The sequence below is a fragment of the Lentzea roselyniae genome (assembly GCF_039537795.1).
Lineage (GTDB): Bacteria > Actinomycetota > Actinomycetes > Mycobacteriales > Pseudonocardiaceae > Lentzea > Lentzea atacamensis.
In genome coordinates this window covers 26,129-43,144 of the sequence record NZ_BAABBE010000015.1, presented here as the reverse complement: position 1 = coordinate 43,144, position 17,016 = coordinate 26,129, and the positions used below count along the sequence as shown (strand labels likewise).

18 protein-coding genes are annotated in these 17,016 nt (G+C 69.8%); 10 read left to right on the top strand and 8 right to left on the bottom strand.

Translation table 11 applies throughout. From position 1 onward, the window contains the following. Positions 1-46: 46 nt before the first annotated feature. The 3 genes from ABFX45_RS26125 to ABFX45_RS26115 form a co-directional block, all read right to left on the bottom strand. Complete coding sequence (locus ABFX45_RS26125; protein ID WP_146231601.1) at positions 47-370, bottom strand: hypothetical protein; 324 nt, start codon at positions 368-370, stop codon at positions 47-49. A 66-nt stretch (positions 371-436) separates the two neighbouring features. Continuing rightward, complete coding sequence (locus ABFX45_RS26120; RefSeq protein WP_109637778.1) at positions 437-814, bottom strand: hypothetical protein; 378 nt, start codon at positions 812-814, stop codon at positions 437-439. 9 nt (positions 815-823) lie between these two features. Further along, positions 824-2,263, bottom strand: coding sequence for a PucR family transcriptional regulator (locus tag ABFX45_RS26115; protein WP_346132550.1), 1,440 nt, complete (start codon positions 2,261-2,263; stop codon positions 824-826). A gap of 128 nt (positions 2,264-2,391) precedes the next feature. Here ABFX45_RS26115 and uraH point away from each other — a divergent pair, with 128 nt between their 5' ends. The 10 genes from uraH (at position 2,392) to ABFX45_RS26065 (ending at position 12,450) form a co-directional block, all read left to right on the top strand. Next, complete coding sequence (uraH, locus tag ABFX45_RS26110) at positions 2,392-2,706, top strand: hydroxyisourate hydrolase (RefSeq protein ID WP_346132548.1); 315 nt, start codon at positions 2,392-2,394, stop codon at positions 2,704-2,706. A 2-nt stretch (positions 2,707-2,708) separates the two neighbouring features. Beyond that, positions 2,709-3,584 carry an FAD binding domain-containing protein gene (locus ABFX45_RS26105; protein WP_109637776.1) on the top strand — a complete coding sequence of 292 codons (876 nt, stop codon included), beginning with the start codon at positions 2,709-2,711 and terminating at the stop codon, positions 3,582-3,584. After that, positions 3,575-4,036, top strand: coding sequence for a (2Fe-2S)-binding protein (locus tag ABFX45_RS26100; protein ID WP_109637775.1), 462 nt, complete (start codon positions 3,575-3,577; stop codon positions 4,034-4,036). The genes ABFX45_RS26105 and ABFX45_RS26100 overlap by 10 nt, the downstream gene beginning before the upstream one ends. After that, entirely contained in the window at positions 4,033-5,385 is a 1,353-nt protein-coding gene (locus tag ABFX45_RS26095; RefSeq protein ID WP_109637774.1) for an 8-oxoguanine deaminase, read from the top strand. The genes ABFX45_RS26100 and ABFX45_RS26095 overlap by 4 nt, the downstream gene beginning before the upstream one ends. Then, positions 5,382-7,568, top strand: coding sequence for a molybdopterin cofactor-binding domain-containing protein (locus tag ABFX45_RS26090; protein WP_109637773.1), 2,187 nt, complete (start codon positions 5,382-5,384; stop codon positions 7,566-7,568). The genes ABFX45_RS26095 and ABFX45_RS26090 overlap by 4 nt, the downstream gene beginning before the upstream one ends. Positions 7,569-7,586: 18 nt before the next feature. Beyond that, positions 7,587-8,048 (top strand): nucleoside deaminase, encoded by a 462-nt coding sequence (locus tag ABFX45_RS26085; protein WP_211337394.1) that lies wholly within the window; start codon positions 7,587-7,589, stop codon positions 8,046-8,048. A 102-nt stretch (positions 8,049-8,150) separates the two neighbouring features. After that, positions 8,151-9,554 (top strand): NCS2 family permease, encoded by a 1,404-nt coding sequence (locus ABFX45_RS26080; RefSeq protein ID WP_109637771.1) that lies wholly within the window; start codon positions 8,151-8,153, stop codon positions 9,552-9,554. Positions 9,555-9,642: 88 nt separating this feature from the next. Beyond that, positions 9,643-10,593 carry an XdhC family protein gene (locus ABFX45_RS26075; protein ID WP_346132544.1) on the top strand — a complete coding sequence of 317 codons (951 nt, stop codon included), beginning with the start codon at positions 9,643-9,645 and terminating at the stop codon, positions 10,591-10,593. Between the two features lie 104 nt (positions 10,594-10,697). Further along, positions 10,698-11,066: an allophanate hydrolase-related protein gene (locus ABFX45_RS26070; RefSeq protein WP_109637769.1), complete on the top strand. Its 369-nt coding sequence runs from the start codon at positions 10,698-10,700 to the stop codon at positions 11,064-11,066. 22 nt (positions 11,067-11,088) lie between these two features. Next, positions 11,089-12,450 (top strand): hypothetical protein, encoded by a 1,362-nt coding sequence (locus ABFX45_RS26065; RefSeq protein WP_346132542.1) that lies wholly within the window; start codon positions 11,089-11,091, stop codon positions 12,448-12,450. Between the two features lie 172 nt (positions 12,451-12,622). Here the strand turns inward: ABFX45_RS26065 and ABFX45_RS26060 are convergent, their stop codons facing one another. The 5 genes from ABFX45_RS26060 to ABFX45_RS26040 form a co-directional block, all read right to left on the bottom strand. After that, positions 12,623-13,246 carry a response regulator gene (locus ABFX45_RS26060; protein ID WP_346132540.1) on the bottom strand — a complete coding sequence of 208 codons (624 nt, stop codon included), beginning with the start codon at positions 13,244-13,246 and terminating at the stop codon, positions 12,623-12,625. Continuing rightward, positions 13,243-14,397 (bottom strand): sensor histidine kinase, encoded by a 1,155-nt coding sequence (locus ABFX45_RS26055; RefSeq protein WP_346132538.1) that lies wholly within the window; start codon positions 14,395-14,397, stop codon positions 13,243-13,245. The genes ABFX45_RS26060 and ABFX45_RS26055 overlap by 4 nt, the downstream gene beginning before the upstream one ends. A 9-nt stretch (positions 14,398-14,406) precedes the next feature. Beyond that, positions 14,407-15,132, bottom strand: coding sequence for an ABC transporter permease (locus ABFX45_RS26050; RefSeq protein WP_109637766.1), 726 nt, complete (start codon positions 15,130-15,132; stop codon positions 14,407-14,409). After that, positions 15,116-16,009 (bottom strand): ABC transporter ATP-binding protein, encoded by an 894-nt coding sequence (locus ABFX45_RS26045; RefSeq protein WP_109637765.1) that lies wholly within the window; start codon positions 16,007-16,009, stop codon positions 15,116-15,118. Before ABFX45_RS26045 ends, ABFX45_RS26050 begins: the two co-directional genes overlap by 17 nt. Before the next feature lie 78 nt (positions 16,010-16,087). Next, positions 16,088-16,993, bottom strand: a complete 906-nt coding sequence (locus ABFX45_RS26040; RefSeq protein WP_346132535.1) for a LysR family transcriptional regulator — start codon at positions 16,991-16,993, stop codon at positions 16,088-16,090. Positions 16,994-17,016 lie beyond the last annotated feature (23 nt).

Genomic DNA, 17,016 nt, shown 5'->3' with positions numbered 1-17,016 from the left:
CGTACCTCCCCAACACGTTGAAGTTACGGGCTTTCGCCTTCCTGCGTCAGACGGCCATCGAGTGATCGCACGCGAGTGCGGCACCCGTGCTGGAAGTCGCCGTCCTCACCTGCCGCCCGTTGATGATGATCTTGCACGTGAGCTCGCCCTGCACGCCCTCGAGCCTGATCGCCACCCGCCCCTTGCGCGCCCCCATGCGTTCGAAGGGCAGGGCGGGATTGCGCAGGGTTCTTTCCTCCTCACCGGGAAACGTGTAGGTCAGGTGGTCCGTGGTGCCCGTTCCCTCGACCACCACGCGGATGTGGGGCGCCGTCGCGCAACCGGTGCTGCCGGCGAGCAACAGGCCCATTAGTAAGGCGGCGGTCTTCATGGCGGTGACGGTAGGAAACGCGACAGTGCGCGGGCATCAGCCTTAAGGCTCAAGCGGTATCAGCCATCAGACTGACAACCCGAGATTGCGCAAACACTCTTCCAGACGCAGCCGTTCGATATCGCGATCCACACCTTCGGGCAGAGAACGCAACCGGTGCTCGACGTCCAACGCCGCACAAGCCTGGATCAGCAGCTCGTCGTACGCCTGACGAGCCCCGATCCGTTTGATCGCCGACGTCCCCGGCGGGAAGCACGACAGCACGCGGCGCACGCGGCGAAGGTCGGCCGCGATGCACTCGATCGGCGGGTTCCCGGCGACGAGGGCGGGGCGGCGCAGCTTGCGCAGAGCGCGCGGCAGGTTGACCACCGCCCAGAACAACGCACTGGGCGCTACCGCGGCGATGGCGAACAAGACCACGTTGCCCGCAACGGATTGGGGCATGCGTCCACGTTACCCCGCTTGCAGCGCCAGGAAGAGGTCCACGCGCGCCTCGAACTCGGCGAGGTCGACGCCGAGCAGTTCCTCCACGCGCCCGACCCGGTACCGCAGCGTGTTCACGTGGACGTGCAGCTTCGCGGCCGCCGTCGTCCAGGAGCCGGAGCAGTCGAGGAACACCTTCAACGTGCCGACGAGGTCCGAGCCGTGCTCGGCGTCGTAGTCGAGCACCGGGCCGAGCAGGCGGCGGCGCAACGACGTCCGCAGCTCCTCCGGCACGCCCGCGAGCAGCAGCTGGTGCAGTGCGATCTCCTCGCCCGCCACCACACACGTGCGGCCGCCGCGCCGTTCGCCCAGACGACGCGCGTGCGTTGCCTCCTCCGCCGCGCCGCGCAGTCCGCGGGACATGACCGGCGAGCTGATGCCGACGAGCACGCGTGACGAGCCGAGGCCCGGCTCCATCACGCGCATCGCCTCACGCACGTCGTCCGGCACCGAGTCGTCGGCCTTGGCGATGCAGTAGACGGTGTCGCCGACGGGAGTGACGAGCGCCTGGGGCAGCGCCTCCTCCAGCACGGCGGCTGCGAGATCGGCGCGCTGGTCCGACGTCATCGCGCTGATGACCCGCAGCCGGACGTTCTCGAGCCCTGCCGCCGTCAGCCGTGACTCGACGTCGGAGGAGCCGCTCAGCACCGCGGAGAGCAGGGGTGCCGCGGTCCGGTTCTCGATCTGACGGCCCTGTGCCTGCCGCAGCCGTTCCAGCGCGACCAGGGAAGCGAGCTCGGCTGCGGCCTCTTGCTGCGGCTCCCCGCCCACGACGAGGATCCAGCTGGTGAGCCGGTTGCCGCCGCGCTCGGAGACGGGCACGAGCGTCATGCCCCTGACCGTCTTCGGGAGCCGGTCGGCCTGCAGGAACTCCTTCACCAGCGCGACCCGGTCCTGCAGCTCCCCGCCCGCGACCACCCGGCCGGTCGTCGACAGGACCCAGCACGGCGCGCTCAGCTCGTGGCCGCCCGCCAGCAGCAACGCGGGCAGGCCGGAGCCCTCCGCGACGACGTTCAGCAGGCGGCGATGTCTCGAGAGGCCGACCAGTTCCATCGACAGGCGCTCGGTGATCGTCGCGAACGACAGGTCGACCGGCACCTCCAGCAGCGGCACGTGGTGGCGTTCGCAGGCGGCGACCAGGTCGACCGGCAGGGCGCGGTTCTCGGTCTCGGAGGCGGCCAGGCCGGCGACCCGGGCCGAGGCGAGGGAGCTGACGAACCTCTCGGAGTCCTGCGGGCCGTGGTGCCAGAGCAGGCCGGACAGCACGAGCTCGCCGCCGGACAGGTACCGGCTGGGGTCGGGCAGCTCCGTTCCGTACACACGCGTGACCGTACGGTCGAGCTGGTCCTCACCGGTGTGCAGGCTCAGGCGCAGTTCCGGCATCTGCAGCAACGTCCGCAGCAACAACATGGGAGGTCACTTTCGTCCATTCGTGTTTGTAGGAAAGCACAAATTCGTTACGTGTAGGAGCCTGCTGATTCATGTGTCCCGGCCGTAGCAGCGCGGTGGGGCAGGTCTGTGTACTGGCTCACAACCAGATGGGAGGGCGAGTGACGATCTCCACGCACGTGCTGGACGCGGCACGAGGCAGGCCGTTCGCGGGCATCACCGTGTCGCTGCAGCGCCGCGACGGGACCGAGGTGAGTTCCGCTGAGACGAACGCCGACGGCCGGATCACCGGATGGGGTGATGGCCTGGAGGCGGGGGTGTACCGGCTCGTCTTCGACACCGCGGAGGCGGCGCCGTTCTTCCCCGAGGTCGTGCTCACGTTCGACTACTCCGATCCGGAGCAGCACTACCACGTGCCGCTGCTGTTGTCGCCGTTCGCCTACTCCACCTACCGAGGTAGCTGACGATGGACTTCCTTCGACCGGAAACGCTTGCGGAGGCGTTGGAACTCAAGGCCTCCCGGCCTGACGCGGTGCCGATCGCCGGTGGCACCGACGTCATGGTGGAGCTCAACTTCGACCACCGCAGGCCCGCCGCGCTGCTCGACCTGACGCGGATCGCCGAGCTGCGTGAGTGGACCGACGGGCTGCGGGTCGGCTCTGGCGTGCCGTACGTGCGGATCATCGACGAGCTGGGCTCCCAGCTGCCCGGCCTCGCGATGGCCGCGCGCACCGTCGGGTCGCCGCAGATCCGCAACCGGGGCACGGTCGGCGGCAACCTCGGCGCGGCCTCCCCCGCGGGAGACACGCACCCGGTGCTGCTGGCGTCCGACGCGGTCATCGAGGTCGCCTCCGTGCGCGGCACGCGGATGATCCCGGCTGCCGACTTCTACCTCGGGGTGAAGCGGAACGCCCTGGAGCCGGACGAACTGATCGTGGCCGTGCACCTGGCACCTGCCAAGGGGCCACAGCAGTTCTCCAAGGTCGGCACGCGCAACGCCATGGTGATCGCGGTGTGCTCGTTCGCGATCTCGCTGTTCCCCGCGGAGAACAGGGTCGGCGCCGCGGTCGGTTCCGCCGCTCCGACGCCGCGCCGGGCGCACGAAGCGGAGGAGTTCCTGGCCTCCGAGCTGGACTTCTCCACGCCGCAGCCGTTGCTGGACTCGGTGAAGCGGCGGTTCGGGGAGCTGGTCTCCGAGGCCGCGTCGCCGATCGACGACGTGCGCGGGTCGGCGGCGTATCGCAAGCACGCACTGGCAGTGATGGCTCGCCGGACTCTGGGCTGGGCCTGGCAGGAACTTCTCAGCCAAAAGAATGGTGGCGGTGAGCGGACATGCGCGTGAACGTGAGGGTCAACGGCGAGCAGCGCCAGGCTGACGACGTCTGGGAAGGCGAGTCGCTGCTGTTCATGCTGCGCGAGCGGCTCGGGCTGCCCGGTTCGAAGAACGCCTGCGAGCAGGGCGAGTGCGGCTCCTGCACGGTGTACCTGGACAACGTGCCGGTGTGCGCGTGCCTGGTCGCGGCGGGGCAGGCGCAGGACAGGGAGGTGCGCACCGTGGAGGGGCTCGCCGACGGTGACGCGCTGGACCCGGTGCAGGAGGCGTTCGTCGAGGCGGGCGCGGTGCAGTGCGGGTTCTGCACGCCCGGTCTCGTGGTGGCCGCGCACGACCTGCTGGACCGCGTGCCGTCACCGTCCGATCCGGAGATCCGCGAGGCGCTCGCCGGAAACCTGTGCCGCTGCACGGGCTACGAGAAGATCCTGGACGCCGTGCGATTGGCGGCGTCGCGCCGATGATCGTCCTCGACCGCTGTGCGGTGTCCACCGTGGATCCGGCCGGGACCGAGCACGCCTCGGGGCACGTGGTCGTGTCCGAGGGGCGGATCGTCTCCGTCGGTTCCGGCCCGGCGCCTCGGCCGTACGAGTCGCACACCTACGTCGACGCGTCGTCGTGCCTGGTGACGCCCGGCCTGATCAACACGCACCACCACCTCTACCAGTGGGCGACGCGCGGGCTGGCCCAGGACGCGACGCTCTTCGAGTGGCTGACCACGCTGTACCCGGTGTGGCGCGGGCTCGACGACTCGGTGACGCACGCGGCGGCGTCCGCCGGTCTGGCGAAGCTGGCGCTGACCGGCTGCACGCTGGCCGCTGACCACCACTACGTGTTCCCGTCCGGCGGTGGCGACGTGTTCAACGCGCTGGTGTCGGCGGGCCGGCGGATCGGGATCCGGCTGGAGGCGATCCGCGGGTCGATGGACCGCGGTCAGTCCGATGGCGGGTTGCCGCCGGACAACCTGGTCGAGGACACCGAGGCCGCGTTGGTCGCGACGGAGCAGGCGATCGGTGACTACCACTCCACCGCCGACGACGCCCTCGTCCGGGTGGCGGTCGGGCCGTGCTCGCCGTTCTCGGTGTCGCGCGAGCTGATGACCGGAGCCGCTGCACTGGCGCGGCGGCACGGCGTCCGGCTGCACACGCACCTCGCCGAGACGCTGGACGAGGAGGAGCAGTGCCTGGCGGAGAACGGCTGCACGCCGACGGAGTACGCCGAGCAGCTCGGCTGGCTGGGTCCGGACGTGTGGCTCGCGCACACAGTGCACCTGTCCCAGGACGCGGTGAAGCGGCTCGGCGCGACTTCCACGGGTTCCGCGCACTGCCCGACGTCGAACGGGCGGCTGGGCACCGGGATCGCGCCGGTGCGCGACCTGCTCGACGCGGGAGCACCGGTCGGTCTCGGGGTGGACGGCGCCGCGTCCAACGAGGACGGTGGGCTGAGCGTCGAGCTGCGTGCGGCGTTGCACCAGGCCCGGCAGCGGGGCGGGCCGCGGGCGCTGGACGTCCGGCAGGCGTTGTGGATGGCCACGATGGGTGGCGCGCGGTGCCTGGGCCGCGACGACGCCCTGGGTTCGATCGAGCCGGGCAAGGTGGCGGACCTCGCGGTGTGGGATCTGTCCGGAATGGACTACGCGGGGATCGCCGACCCGGTGGCGGCTCTGGTGCTGGGCACTCCCCCGCCGTTGAAACTGTTGATCGTGGGCGGTGAGGTCGTCGTGCGGGACGGGGTTCTGCTGACGGCGCCGACCGACGAGCTGGCGCGTGACCTCTCGGCCGCCAGCCGGAAGCTTCAGGAGGCAGCGCGATGACCCTCACTCCCGCCGAACTCACCTCCGCGGTGTCGGGTGGCATCGGGACGTCGCCGCAGCGCCCGGACGGCAACCTGAAGGTGCGCGGCGAGTTCGCCTACGCGTCCGACCTGTGGCACGAGGACATGATCTGGGGCGCGACCCTGCGCTCGCCGCATCCGTACGCGCGGATCGTGTCGGTCGACCTGACCGAGGCGTTGAAGGTGCCCGGCGTGTACGCGGTGCTGACGCACTCGGACGTGCCCGGCCGGAACCTGTACGGGTTGGAGCACAAGGACCAGCCGGTGCTGGCGGTCGACGTCGTGCGCTACCAGGGTGAGCCGATCGCGCTGGTCGGCGCCGACCACCCGGAGACCGCGCTCCGCGCGATGAAGAAGATCGCCGTGGTCTACGACGTGCTGGAACCCGTGGTGGACATGGAGACCGCGGTCGACGACACCCCGTTGCACCCCGGCGGGAACCTGGTGCGGCACGTGCCGATCCGGCGTGGCGCGCAGGACCTCACCGCCGACGTCGTGGTCACCGGGCGGTACGAGGTCGGCATGCAGGACCAGGCGTTCCTCGGGCCGGAGTCCGGGCTCGCGGTGCCGGCGGAGGACGGGTCGATCGACCTGTACATCGCCACGCAGTGGCTGCACGTGGACCGCGACCAGGTGGCATCGGCGCTGGGACTGCCCCTCGACAAGGTGCGGCTGACGCTGTCCGGTGTCGGCGGTGCGTTCGGTGGCCGTGAGGACCTGTCGATGCAGGTGCACGCCTGTCTGCTGGCGCTGCACACCGGCAAGCCGGTGAAGATGGTCTACAACCGCGAAGAGTCGTTCTACGGGCACGTGCACCGGCATCCGGCCGTGCTGTACTACGAGCACGGCGCCGACCACACCGGCAAGCTGGTCTACGTTCGCGCGAAGATCTACCTCGACGGTGGCGCCTACGCCTCCTCCACTCCTGCTGTCGTGGCCAACGCGGCGACGCTCGGCGTCGGCCCGTACGAGGTCGACAACGTGACCGTCGACTGTTACGGCGTCTACACGAACAACCCGCCGTGCGGTGCGATGCGCGGATTCGGTGCTGTGCAGGCAGGTTTTGCCTACGAGTCCCAGATGGACAAGCTGGCGGAGGCGCTGGGCATGTCGCCGGTCGACGTGCGGGTGCGCAACGCGATGACCGAGGGCTCCGTGATGCCGACCGGTCAGGTGGTCGACTCGGCCGCGCCCGTGGCACAGCTGCTGAAGCTGGTGCAGGACAAGCCTTTGCCCGCGGGAACGTCGTCGGACATCCGTGAGCTGCCCGGCGGTGTCTCGAACACCACGCACGGCGAGGGTGTGGTGCGCGGCGTCGGTTATGCCGTCGGCATCAAGAACATCTGCTTCTCCGAGGGCTACGACGACTACTCGACCGCTCGTGTGCGGGTGTCGATGGTCAACGGCGAGCTGGCGGCTGCCGTGCACACCGCCGCCTGCGAGGTCGGCCAGGGCCTGGTGACGATCATGCAGCAGATCGTGCGGACCGAGCTGGGCATCGAACGCGTGACCGTGCTGCCGATGGACACCACGATCGGCAACGGCGGCTCCACCTCGGCATCGCGCCAGACGTACGTGACCGGCGGCGCCGTGAAGGCCGCCTGCGCTGCGGTCCGGTCGCGTTTGGACGGACGCACGGACATCGGCTCCGAAGTGATCGACGAGACCGTCGAGTGGCGGCACCGCGCGACCGAGGCTCTCGATCCCGTTACCGGACAAGGCAATGCGCACGTGCAGTACGGCTTCGCGGCACATCGTGCCGTCGTCGACGTGGACGTCGACCTCGGTCTGGTGAAGGTCGTGGCACTGGACTGCGCGCAGGACGTCGGCCGGGCGCTGAACCCGCAGGCCGTGGTGGGCCAGATCCAGGGCGGTTCCGCCCAGGGCCTCGGCCTCGCGGTGATGGAGGAGATCCAGACCTCCGGCGGCAAGGTGCGCAACCCGTCCTTCACCGACTACCTGATTCCCACCGTGCTCGACATGCCGCCGATGAGCATCGACGTGCTCGAGCTCGCCGATCCCCACGCCCCGTACGGCATTCGCGGCGTCGGCGAACCGCCCACCATCTCGTCGACCCCGGCGATCGTGGCGGCGATCCGCGCGGCGACCGGCCTGGCGCTCACCCGCGTCCCGGTCCGCCCGGAACACCTCACCGGTACCTGAGTTCTGGAGTTCTCTGCTGTGAACGCACATCTGCTCGCCACCATCGACCTGGCCACCCGCAACGTGGCCTCCGGCGGCGGCCCGTTCGGCGCGATGATCGTCCGCGACGGTTCCGTGATCGCCACCGGCGTCAACCAGGTGACGCCGACGCTCGACCCCACCGCGCACGCCGAGGTCGTCGCGATCCGCGCGGCCTGCCAGGCCCTCGGTGACTTCCGGCTGACCGGCTGCACGCTGATCTCCTCGTGCGAGCCGTGCCCCCTGTGCCTGTCCGCCGCGCTCTGGGCGCGGGTGGACAGGGTCGTCTACGCCGCCGACCGTCACGACGCGGCCGCTGCCGGCTTCGACGACCGCGAGTTCTACGAGTTGTTCAGCAAGCCCCGGGTCGACTGGGACTTGCCCGTGCACCAGATCTCCACCGGCGAGGACAACGCCCCGTTCACCGCGTGGTTGTCGCTCGCGACTCGTATCGACTACTGACGACGGCCAAAAGCCAGTCTCTTTTTGCTGACCGGAGCTTGCATCGCTAATTGCGTTCCGGCGTTGGAACGCGCCCACCGGCATGGGAAAGGCCGTCCTTCCATGACTCAGTTACGAACCCGGCAGTCGCCTGCCCTCGACCAGTTCTTCCGCATCACCGAACGCGGCAGCACCCTCGGCCGCGAAGTGCGAGGCGGCATCACGACGTTCGTCGCGATGTCGTACATCGTGCTGCTGAACCCGCTGATCCTCGGCGCGTCCGCCGACATCACCGGCGCCAAGCTCACCATCGCCGAGATCACCACGGCGACCGCGCTGGCCGCGGGGGTGATGACCGTCCTCATGGGACTGGTCGGCAACGCCCCGCTGGCGATCGCCGCGGGCCTCGGCGTGAACGGCGTGGTCGCCTTCCAGATGGCACCGGCCATGACGTGGGCCCAGGCCTTCGGTCTCGTGGTGCTGGAAGGCCTGTGCATCGTGGTCATGGCCGCCTCGGGCATCCGCGAACGCATCATCAACGCGATCCCCGAGCCGCTGAAGATCGCGATCACCGTCGGCATCGGTCTCTACATCGCTTTGGTGGGACTGGTTTCCGCCGGCTTCGTGACCCGCACCCCCGACGCCGCCGGGTCCACGGTGCCCGTCCGCATGGGCATCGACGGCCACCTGAGCGGCTGGCCGATCGCGATCTTCTGCCTCGGCCTGCTCCTGATGATCGTCCTGATGGCACGCGGTGTCCCCGGCGCCGTCCTGATCAGCATCGTGGTCGCCACGGTCGTCGCCGTCGTGGCGAACTCGATCTTCACGATCTCCGGCTGGGGCCTCGTGACGCCCACGCTGCCCTCGTCGATCGTCGGCTCCCCCGACTTCGGTCTCCTCGGCCGGGTCGATCTTTTCGGCGGCTTCGTCTCCGCGGGCGTGATCGCCGCGACGATCTTCCTGTTCACCCTGGTCCTGTCCGGTTTCTTCGACGCCATGGGCACCATCACCTCGGTGTCCGACGAGGCTGGCCTGACCCGTGACGGCAAGGTCGAGGGCATGGGCAAGATCCTCATGGTCGACGGCGCCGGCGCGATCGCCGGTGGCGTGACGGGTTCGGCCCCGAACACCGTGTTCCTGGAGTCGGCCGCGGGCGTTGGCGAAGGCGCCCGGACCGGCCTGGCCTCGGTGGTCACCGGCGGACTGTTCCTGGTTGCCCTGCTCTTCACCCCGCTGGCCACGGTCGTGCCGGCCCAGGCGGCGGCACCGGCGCTGGTGGTGATCGGCGGCCTGATGATGACCCAGATCCGCCGAATCCCCTGGCAGGACACGGACTTCACCATCCCGGTGTTCCTGACCGTGGCGATCATCCCGTTCACCTACTCGATCACCAACGGCATCGGCGCGGGCCTCGTCTCCTACGTGGTCCTGCGCATCTGCAAGGGCCGCTGGCCGGGCTGGCTGATGACGGGCCTCGCCCTGATGTTCACCGTGTACTTCGGCGTGGACCTGATCAGCGGCCACTGAGCAACAGCCACTGATCGGCGGCACGTGACCAGCGGCCACTGGTCACATGCACACCACCGGTCACGACCGCACAGAACGGAGATCTCCCATGCGCGATCTGGCTGAGACGTTGCTGACCTGGGACCGCTTCGCGGTCGCCTCGGTGGTGGCGGTGCGCGGCAGCGCACCCCGCCCCGTGGGCGCGGCGATGGCGGTCGGCCCCTCCGGCGAGGTGATCGGCAGCGTGTCCGGCGGCTGCGTCGAAGCCGAGGTCTACGACCTGGCACGCACGGTGCTGGAGACGTCTCAGCCGCAGCTCGCCACGTTCGGCTACTCCGACGACACGGCGTTCGCGGTCGGCCTGACCTGCGGCGGTTCGCTGGACGTCCTCGTGCAGCGCGACACCCCGGCGTTGCGCGCCGCCCTTCAGGCCACTGTGGACGGGCACCCGGTGTCGGTGCGCTTCGAGGCGGAAGGCCGGGTGTTCACCGAGAGCTGGCTATCGGCGCCACGCCTGCTGGTGTTCGGCGCCATCGACCACGCGGCCGCGGTGGCCGAGATCGGCCGTTTCCTGGGCTACCACGTCACGGTGTGCGACGCCCGCCCGATCTTCGCCACCCCGGAACGCTTCCCGGCGGCACACGACGTCATCGTCGACTGGCCGCACCGCTACCTCGCCACCACGCACACCGACGAGCAGACAGCGGTGGTGGTGCTGACGCACGACCCGAAGTTCGACATCCCGGTCCTGACGGAGGCACTGGCCAGGCCGCTCGCCTTCGTGGGGGCGCTGGGTTCACGCCGCACGCACGCCGAACGCCTCGACCGCCTGCGCGAGGCCGGCGTGCCCGAGGCGGCGCTGGCCCGGCTGCGGTCACCGATCGGCCTCGATCTCGGGGGCCGCACGCCCGCGGAGACGGCGGTGTCGATCGCGGCCGAGCTCGTGGCCCTCAAGCACGGCGGCACCGGTCTGCCGCTGAGCAACCTCACCTCTCCGATCCACCGCTCCCCCGCGCGCTTCCTCCTGTCGCAACGAAATCTACTCCCGATCGGTTCCTGATCATTTCGGCGACGCGTGTGAAGGGACCGTTCACGCACGGAGAAACCGCAGGCAGGCACACGTTCCGCAGCGAAGCCCCCACCAGAACGCGAGGTCAGGACGAAATGGCACTGATTTTTCTGAACGGCGGCGGCATGCAGGGCGGGCCCCTCCACGGCCAGCTCCAGGGCACCCCCATGCTCGGCCGCGTGAAGAGCGCGCCGAAGTACCGCTACTTCTCCGTCCGCGACGAGTTCCCCGCCATGCACGCGTCCGGCACGGCGCAGGTGGTCGGCGAGCTGTACGACCTTCCGCTCACGGTGCTGCGCGACCACCTGGTCCCCGCCGAGCCGGCCGAGCTGGAAATCGGGGTCATCGAGCTCGAGGACGGCGGCGCAGCGCTCGCCACGGTGCTCAGAAACGATTTCCTCCATTCGAGCGATCTCACCGACATCTCGCATCTGGGCGACTGGAACCTGTACTTGAACAGGTAATTCGCACACAGGGGTGAGGGTCATGCCATTCCGCGCCGGATCAGCAAAAGTCGATGTCACGCCGCCCGAGTCAGCGCCCTATCTGGGTGGTCAGCCGCGGCATTCGCTGTTCCTCGGAGTGCACGACCCGTTGTTCGCACGGGCCACGGCGATCACCAACGGAGAGACCGTGATCGTGATCGCCGTCGACTCGCTCGGCATCAACAACAGCATCCTCGGGCCGGGCCGCGACTTCACCGCCGAGGTCCGCGAGCGCGTTCAGCAGCAGACCGGCGTGCCGCCCTCGCACGTGATGATCGCCAGCTCCCACGCGCACTCGAGCCCGGAGACGGCCGACTTCCGGCCGTTTCCCGACCAGGCCTGGCTGGCGACGTTCCGCGACCGCATCGTCCAGGCCGCCCGCGAAGCCGTCGAGAGCCAGCGGCCGGTGACCGCCACGATCGGCACCGGCGAGGTGTTGCGCGGCACGCTGGCCATCAACCGCAACGCCCACGTCTACATCGGTGCGCCGCCGGAGGATCCCGAAGTCACCGTTGTGCGGTTCCAGGGCGACGCGTGGAGCAGCGTCTTCTACCACTTCACCACGCACCCGGTGTATGTGCAGGTGCAGCCGTACGTGTCAGCCGACTTCCCCGGCGTCACGTCGGCGATGCTCGAACACAACGAACCGCACTGCCAGGCCGCGCTGTTCCTGCCGGGCGCGATGGGCAACCAGTCGCCGCCACCCGACCCGCTCACGCACGGCGGTCCCCACTTCGACGCGGAGAACAACCCGGACTTCGAAGTCATCCGGAACCTGTTCGCACACACCACGCGCATGGGCATGTACCTCGCGCAGACCGCACTCGAAGTCCCGGAAGAAACCGAACTCACCGGTCCGGTGACCGCTGCCCAGCGCACCATCCAGGTCGCCTCCCGCGACCTGCCCGACCGAGGCCCCTTCGAAGTCGAGCTGGCCGCACGCCGGCGCGCGCTCCAGGACGCCATCGACCGCAACGCCCCGAAGGCCGAGATCGTCGGGCTCACCCAAGAGGTGCAGGACATCGAGGAGCTCCTCGTCGCCATCGACCGCGGCACCGACCCGATCGACGCCGAGGTGCAGGTGCTGCGCATCGGCGAACTCGCGCTCGCCGGTCTGCCCGGCGAACCGTTCGTGGAGCTCGGCTTCCAGTTGAAGGACATGTCCGGCGACGGCCGCACGGTGCTGCCCGTCGGATACGCCAACAACTACCTCGGCTACCTCACCCACCCCGAGGCCTGGGACACACCCGTCTACGAGGTGAGCCTCGGCCCGTGGACGCGCATCGGCCGTTTCGGCGGCCAGCAGCTCACCGACACAGCGAAAGACCTGGTCGACGAGCTCTGGACTACTCCGAACGAGTGATCCAGTTGGTCTCTCGTATCTCGGCGGCCACCCACGACTCCTTACTTCACGAGGGGTGAGGGAGTGGCAAGGGGGAGTTGCCGCAGGCGGCGGGGCCAACCGAGGTGGTCCCGCCGCGGGGGAACCGGCAACGCTGCCACTCACCGGGCCTGACCACCACCAGGCCCGGCATTCATCGCCCGCGCCCGCGCAGCAGTCCGCGTTCGTACGCCACCGCGACGGCAGCCGCCCGGTCCGAGACACCGAGCTTCGCGTAGACGTGCAGCAGGTGCGTCTTCACCGTCGCCTCGCTGATGAACAACGCCGCTGCCACCGCGCGGTTCGTCGATCCGCGCGCCACCAACGCGAGCACTTCCAGCTCCCGCGCGGACAACGGCTCCGACGCGGGTTCCCGCACCTGCCCCAGCAGCCGCGTCGCCACCGCCGGCGACAGCACGGCCTCACCCGCGTACGCGGCATGGATGGCGCGTTGCAGATCATCGCGCGGCGTGTCCTTCAACAGGTAGCCGGTGGCGCCCGCCTTGATCGCGGGCAGCACGTCGCGATCCGTGTCGTAGGTCGTGAGCACCAGGACCCGGCACGGATGGTCGCGCAGCCGTTCGATCGCGGACAGCCCGTCGGAGCCCGGCATGCGCAGGTCCATCAGCACGACGTCGGGCGACGTGGCCGTAACGACCGCGACCGCCTCGTCGCCGGAAGCCGCTTCACCGACCACCTCGAAGTCCGCTGCCGCGAGCATGCCGCGCAGCCCGTCGCGGACGACCGGGTGGTCGTCGACGATCACCAGCCGGATCACGCGGGCACCCGCGCCGAGATCGCCGTGCCCGCACCGGGTTCAGACTCCACGACCAGCGCGCCGGACAGCCGGTGCACGCGATGGCGCATCGCGGTCAGCCCGAAGCCGGACGACGGGTGCGTCAGGTCGAAGCCCACGCCGTCGTCTCGCACGTCCAGCGTCACCACGTCCTCCATGTACGACAGGGTCAGGCCCACGCGGGACGCCGAGGCGTGCTTCGCCACGTTCGCCAGGGCTTCCTGGGCGGTGCGCAGCAAGGCGACCTCCACCTCCGGGTGGATCACGCGCGCGGCACCGGTCAGTGTCACCGACACCGGCACGCCGTACACCGTGGACCAGCCGGAGGCCACCTCGTCGATCGCCTCGGGCAGGGCCGCGGAATCGAGCGCGGGCGGGCGCAGCGCGTGCACCGACCGGCGTGCCTCGGCCAGGTTCGACCGCGCCAGCTCGGCGGCGACCGACACGCGGCGTTCCCAGTCGGAGACGGTGGCCGCCGACAGCTGCGTGATGATGCCCGTCAAGCCCTGCGCCAGCGTGTCGTGGATCTCGCCGGCCATGCGGTGGCGCTCGTCCTGCACTCCGGCCTCGTGCGCCTGCACGAGCAACTGGGCGTGCAGGCCCTCGTTCTCCTCGAGGAGTTCCTTGCGCAGCCGGGATTGTTCAGTTGTCACGTGGCCGACGAACGTGAAGGTGCACGCCACCCCCACGAACACCAGCAGCAGCAACCAGAAGGCGGGCCGTTCCTCCGCGGGTGGATAGCCGCCGAACAACGACAGCGTCGCCAGCACGGCCGTCACCGCCACCGCGAAGAACATCCAGCGGCCGCGCAGGAGTTCGCTCGCGTAGATGTAAACCGCGTACGACACCGCGCCGAACCAGTGCTCGCGCATGCCCAGCACCGCGTAGAACACGACCAGGCCACCGATGAACACGGCCACCAGCTCCACGCGGTCATGCCGCGCGGGATCCAGCGTGAGCCACCACGTCATCCACGCGTAGCCGAACGCCACCACGCCGTACGTGAACCAGAGCTCCGCACCGGTGTGCGCCGTGAAGATCGAGTACATCACCGTCGTCACGGTCAGCACGAAGTACGGGATCACGTGTGCGATGAAAGCGAGCCTGCGCTCCCAGCTGTCCAACGCGGCCATGTCCACGAGCTACTCCCAGCGGAACGTTCTGGCCGCGACGGTACCCGCCACGAGGCTCACGAGCCCCATGATCGCAAGATGCCTCCAATCCGGCGCGGTTCCGAGCCACGCCTGCTGCAACGCCTCCACACCGGGAGGTGTGTAGGACCCGATCGCCTGAACCACCGAGGGCAGCATGAACCGCGGCAGGTACACGCCGCCGAAGAACATCAGCAGCATGAACACCACCGTCGCCCAGCCACCGGCCGCCCGCGCGTTCGGGGCCAGTGCGGCGATCACCAGGCCCAGCGCGAACGTCCCAGCGCCTCCCAGCACCACAGCCGCCGCCAGGCCGAGTGGATGGTGAGGCAGGTCGACGCCGAAAACGACGTACGCCACCACGATAGTGAGCAGCACCGACAAGATCGCCGCGGCGAAGTTGACGACCAGCTGCCCCAGCAGCAACCGCGCCGGATGCATGGGCGTCGTGGACAGCCGACGCAGCACACCCTTCTCCCGGTACGTCGCCACAACCGCCGGCAAGCGTTGCAGTCCGATGAACACCAACGTGACCACCACCAACGACGACACGTAGCTGTCGATGAACCGAAGCCCGCCGAACTCCGGCGCGGGCGTGCGCAAAGCCGGAACGGCCCCCAGCACCAGAAGCAACAGGCACGGGAACAACAGGGAGAACAACGAGTTCAGCCGATCGCGGACGAACAGCCGCGCTTCCACCTCAATGATCTTCAGCACCGCTACCCCCGGTCAGCTCGACGTAGGCGTCGTCCAGCGAAACCTGGTCGACACGGAGCTGGCGCGCCACGATCTGCTTGCGCGCCAACAATGAAGTCACCGCGTGCAGCAGGTTCTCCGACCCGCTGACGACGATCTGCTCCCCCACGAGGTCCACCGCCGTCACCTCCGGCAGCGCCTGCAACAACGCGACGTCCAAGGCGGCGGAAGGCACGAACCGCACCCGCGTCGCCCCGTCCACCTTCGACACCAGCCCGGAAGGCGTGTCCAGCGCGACGATGCGCCCGTCGCGGAACACCGCCACCCGGTCGCAGAGCCGCTCCGCCTCCTCCATGAAGTGCGTGACCAGCAGGATCGTCACCCCGGCCGAGCGCACCTCCTCGATCAACGACCACGTGTCCCGCCGCGCCTGCGGATCCAGCCCGGTCGTGAGCTCGTCGAGGATCGCGACCCGCGGCGACCCGATCAACGCCAGCGCGATCGACAACCGCTGCTTCAACCCGCCGGACAGCTGGCCGAACTCCGCCTTCAGGTGCGGCGACAGCCCCAGCCGCTCCGACCAGTCGGCCGGAGACGGGTAGAACGACGAGAACAGCGACAGCGCCTCGCTCACCCGGATCCGTTCGGGCAGCTCAGATTCCTGCAGCTGCACACCGATCGCCGGACGGACGTCGGCGGGAGGCCGCCCCAGCACGGACACGCTCCCCCGGTCCGGCGTCCGCAGCCCCGACACGCACTCGACGGTCGTCGTCTTCCCCGCCCCGTTCGGCCCCAGAATGCCGAAGATCTCCCCCTCGGCGACCTCGAAGGACACCGAGTCAACCGCGGTCTTCGGCCCGTACCTCTTGCCGAGGTCGCGCACTTCGATGATTGCCATGGGACAAGCCTCGAAGAACCCGGGCCCGAGATCATCGGTCGAGCAGCGACACCCTCGTCAACCGATCGGTTGATGCCCCTACTCGGTCTCCAGCACAGCGGCACGCAGAGCGGCGGCCAACCGCGCCACGGGTTCCGGCACCGGCCCCGGCAACCGCGCGAGCAGAACCCGTCGCGTCTCGGCGGGCCCGCCCCGCACCGGCAGTACCCGCACGCCCTCGGGCACCACGAGCGCCGCCGGCACCGTCGTGATCCCCAGCCCCGCGGCGACCAGCTGCAGCTTCGCGAGCCAGTCACGGGCGGTGTGCGCGACCCGCGGCCGTTCGTCCAGCCCCGGCCACACCCCCATCACCAGCTGGTCGCCGGGTCCGGCGATCCACCGCTGTCCACGCAGATCGGCGATGTCGATGAAGTCGTTGCGCGCCAACGGATGCGCGGCAGGTACCGCGACCCGCAGACTGCGTTCGACCAGCGTGTCCACTGCCAGCGCGGGGGTTTCGTCGTCAGGCGGCCGGAACGGCGGCGACGACGCGATCAACGCGATGTCCAGCGTGCCCGCCCGCAGCGCGCGCACCAGCGCCGGTGTGCTGCCCTCACGCGTCACGACGGTGATGGACGGATGGCTCCTCTCCAGCGCCATCAACGCCCGAGGCACCAGCCACACCCCGGCCGTGGCGAACCAGCCGAGCCGGATTGTGCTCGCGTCCTCCTCCGGCAGCCCGGCGAGCTCCCGCGCCGCGGCGTCGACCTGGTCCACGACGACCGCGGCGTGGCGCAGCACGAGCCGCCCGGCCGCGGTGAGCCGCACCCCGTCGTACCGCCGCTCCAGCAGCGCGGTGCCCGCCGCCCGTTCCAGCGCCGCGATCTGCCGCGACACCGCGGACTGCGTGTACCCCAGCGCGGTGGCCGCCGCAGTCAGCGTGCCGCGCTCGGCCACCTCGCGGAACACCCGCAGCGCGACCAGCGACGCATCGGAGAAGGCCATGACGTCCACGCATACCCCGGTTG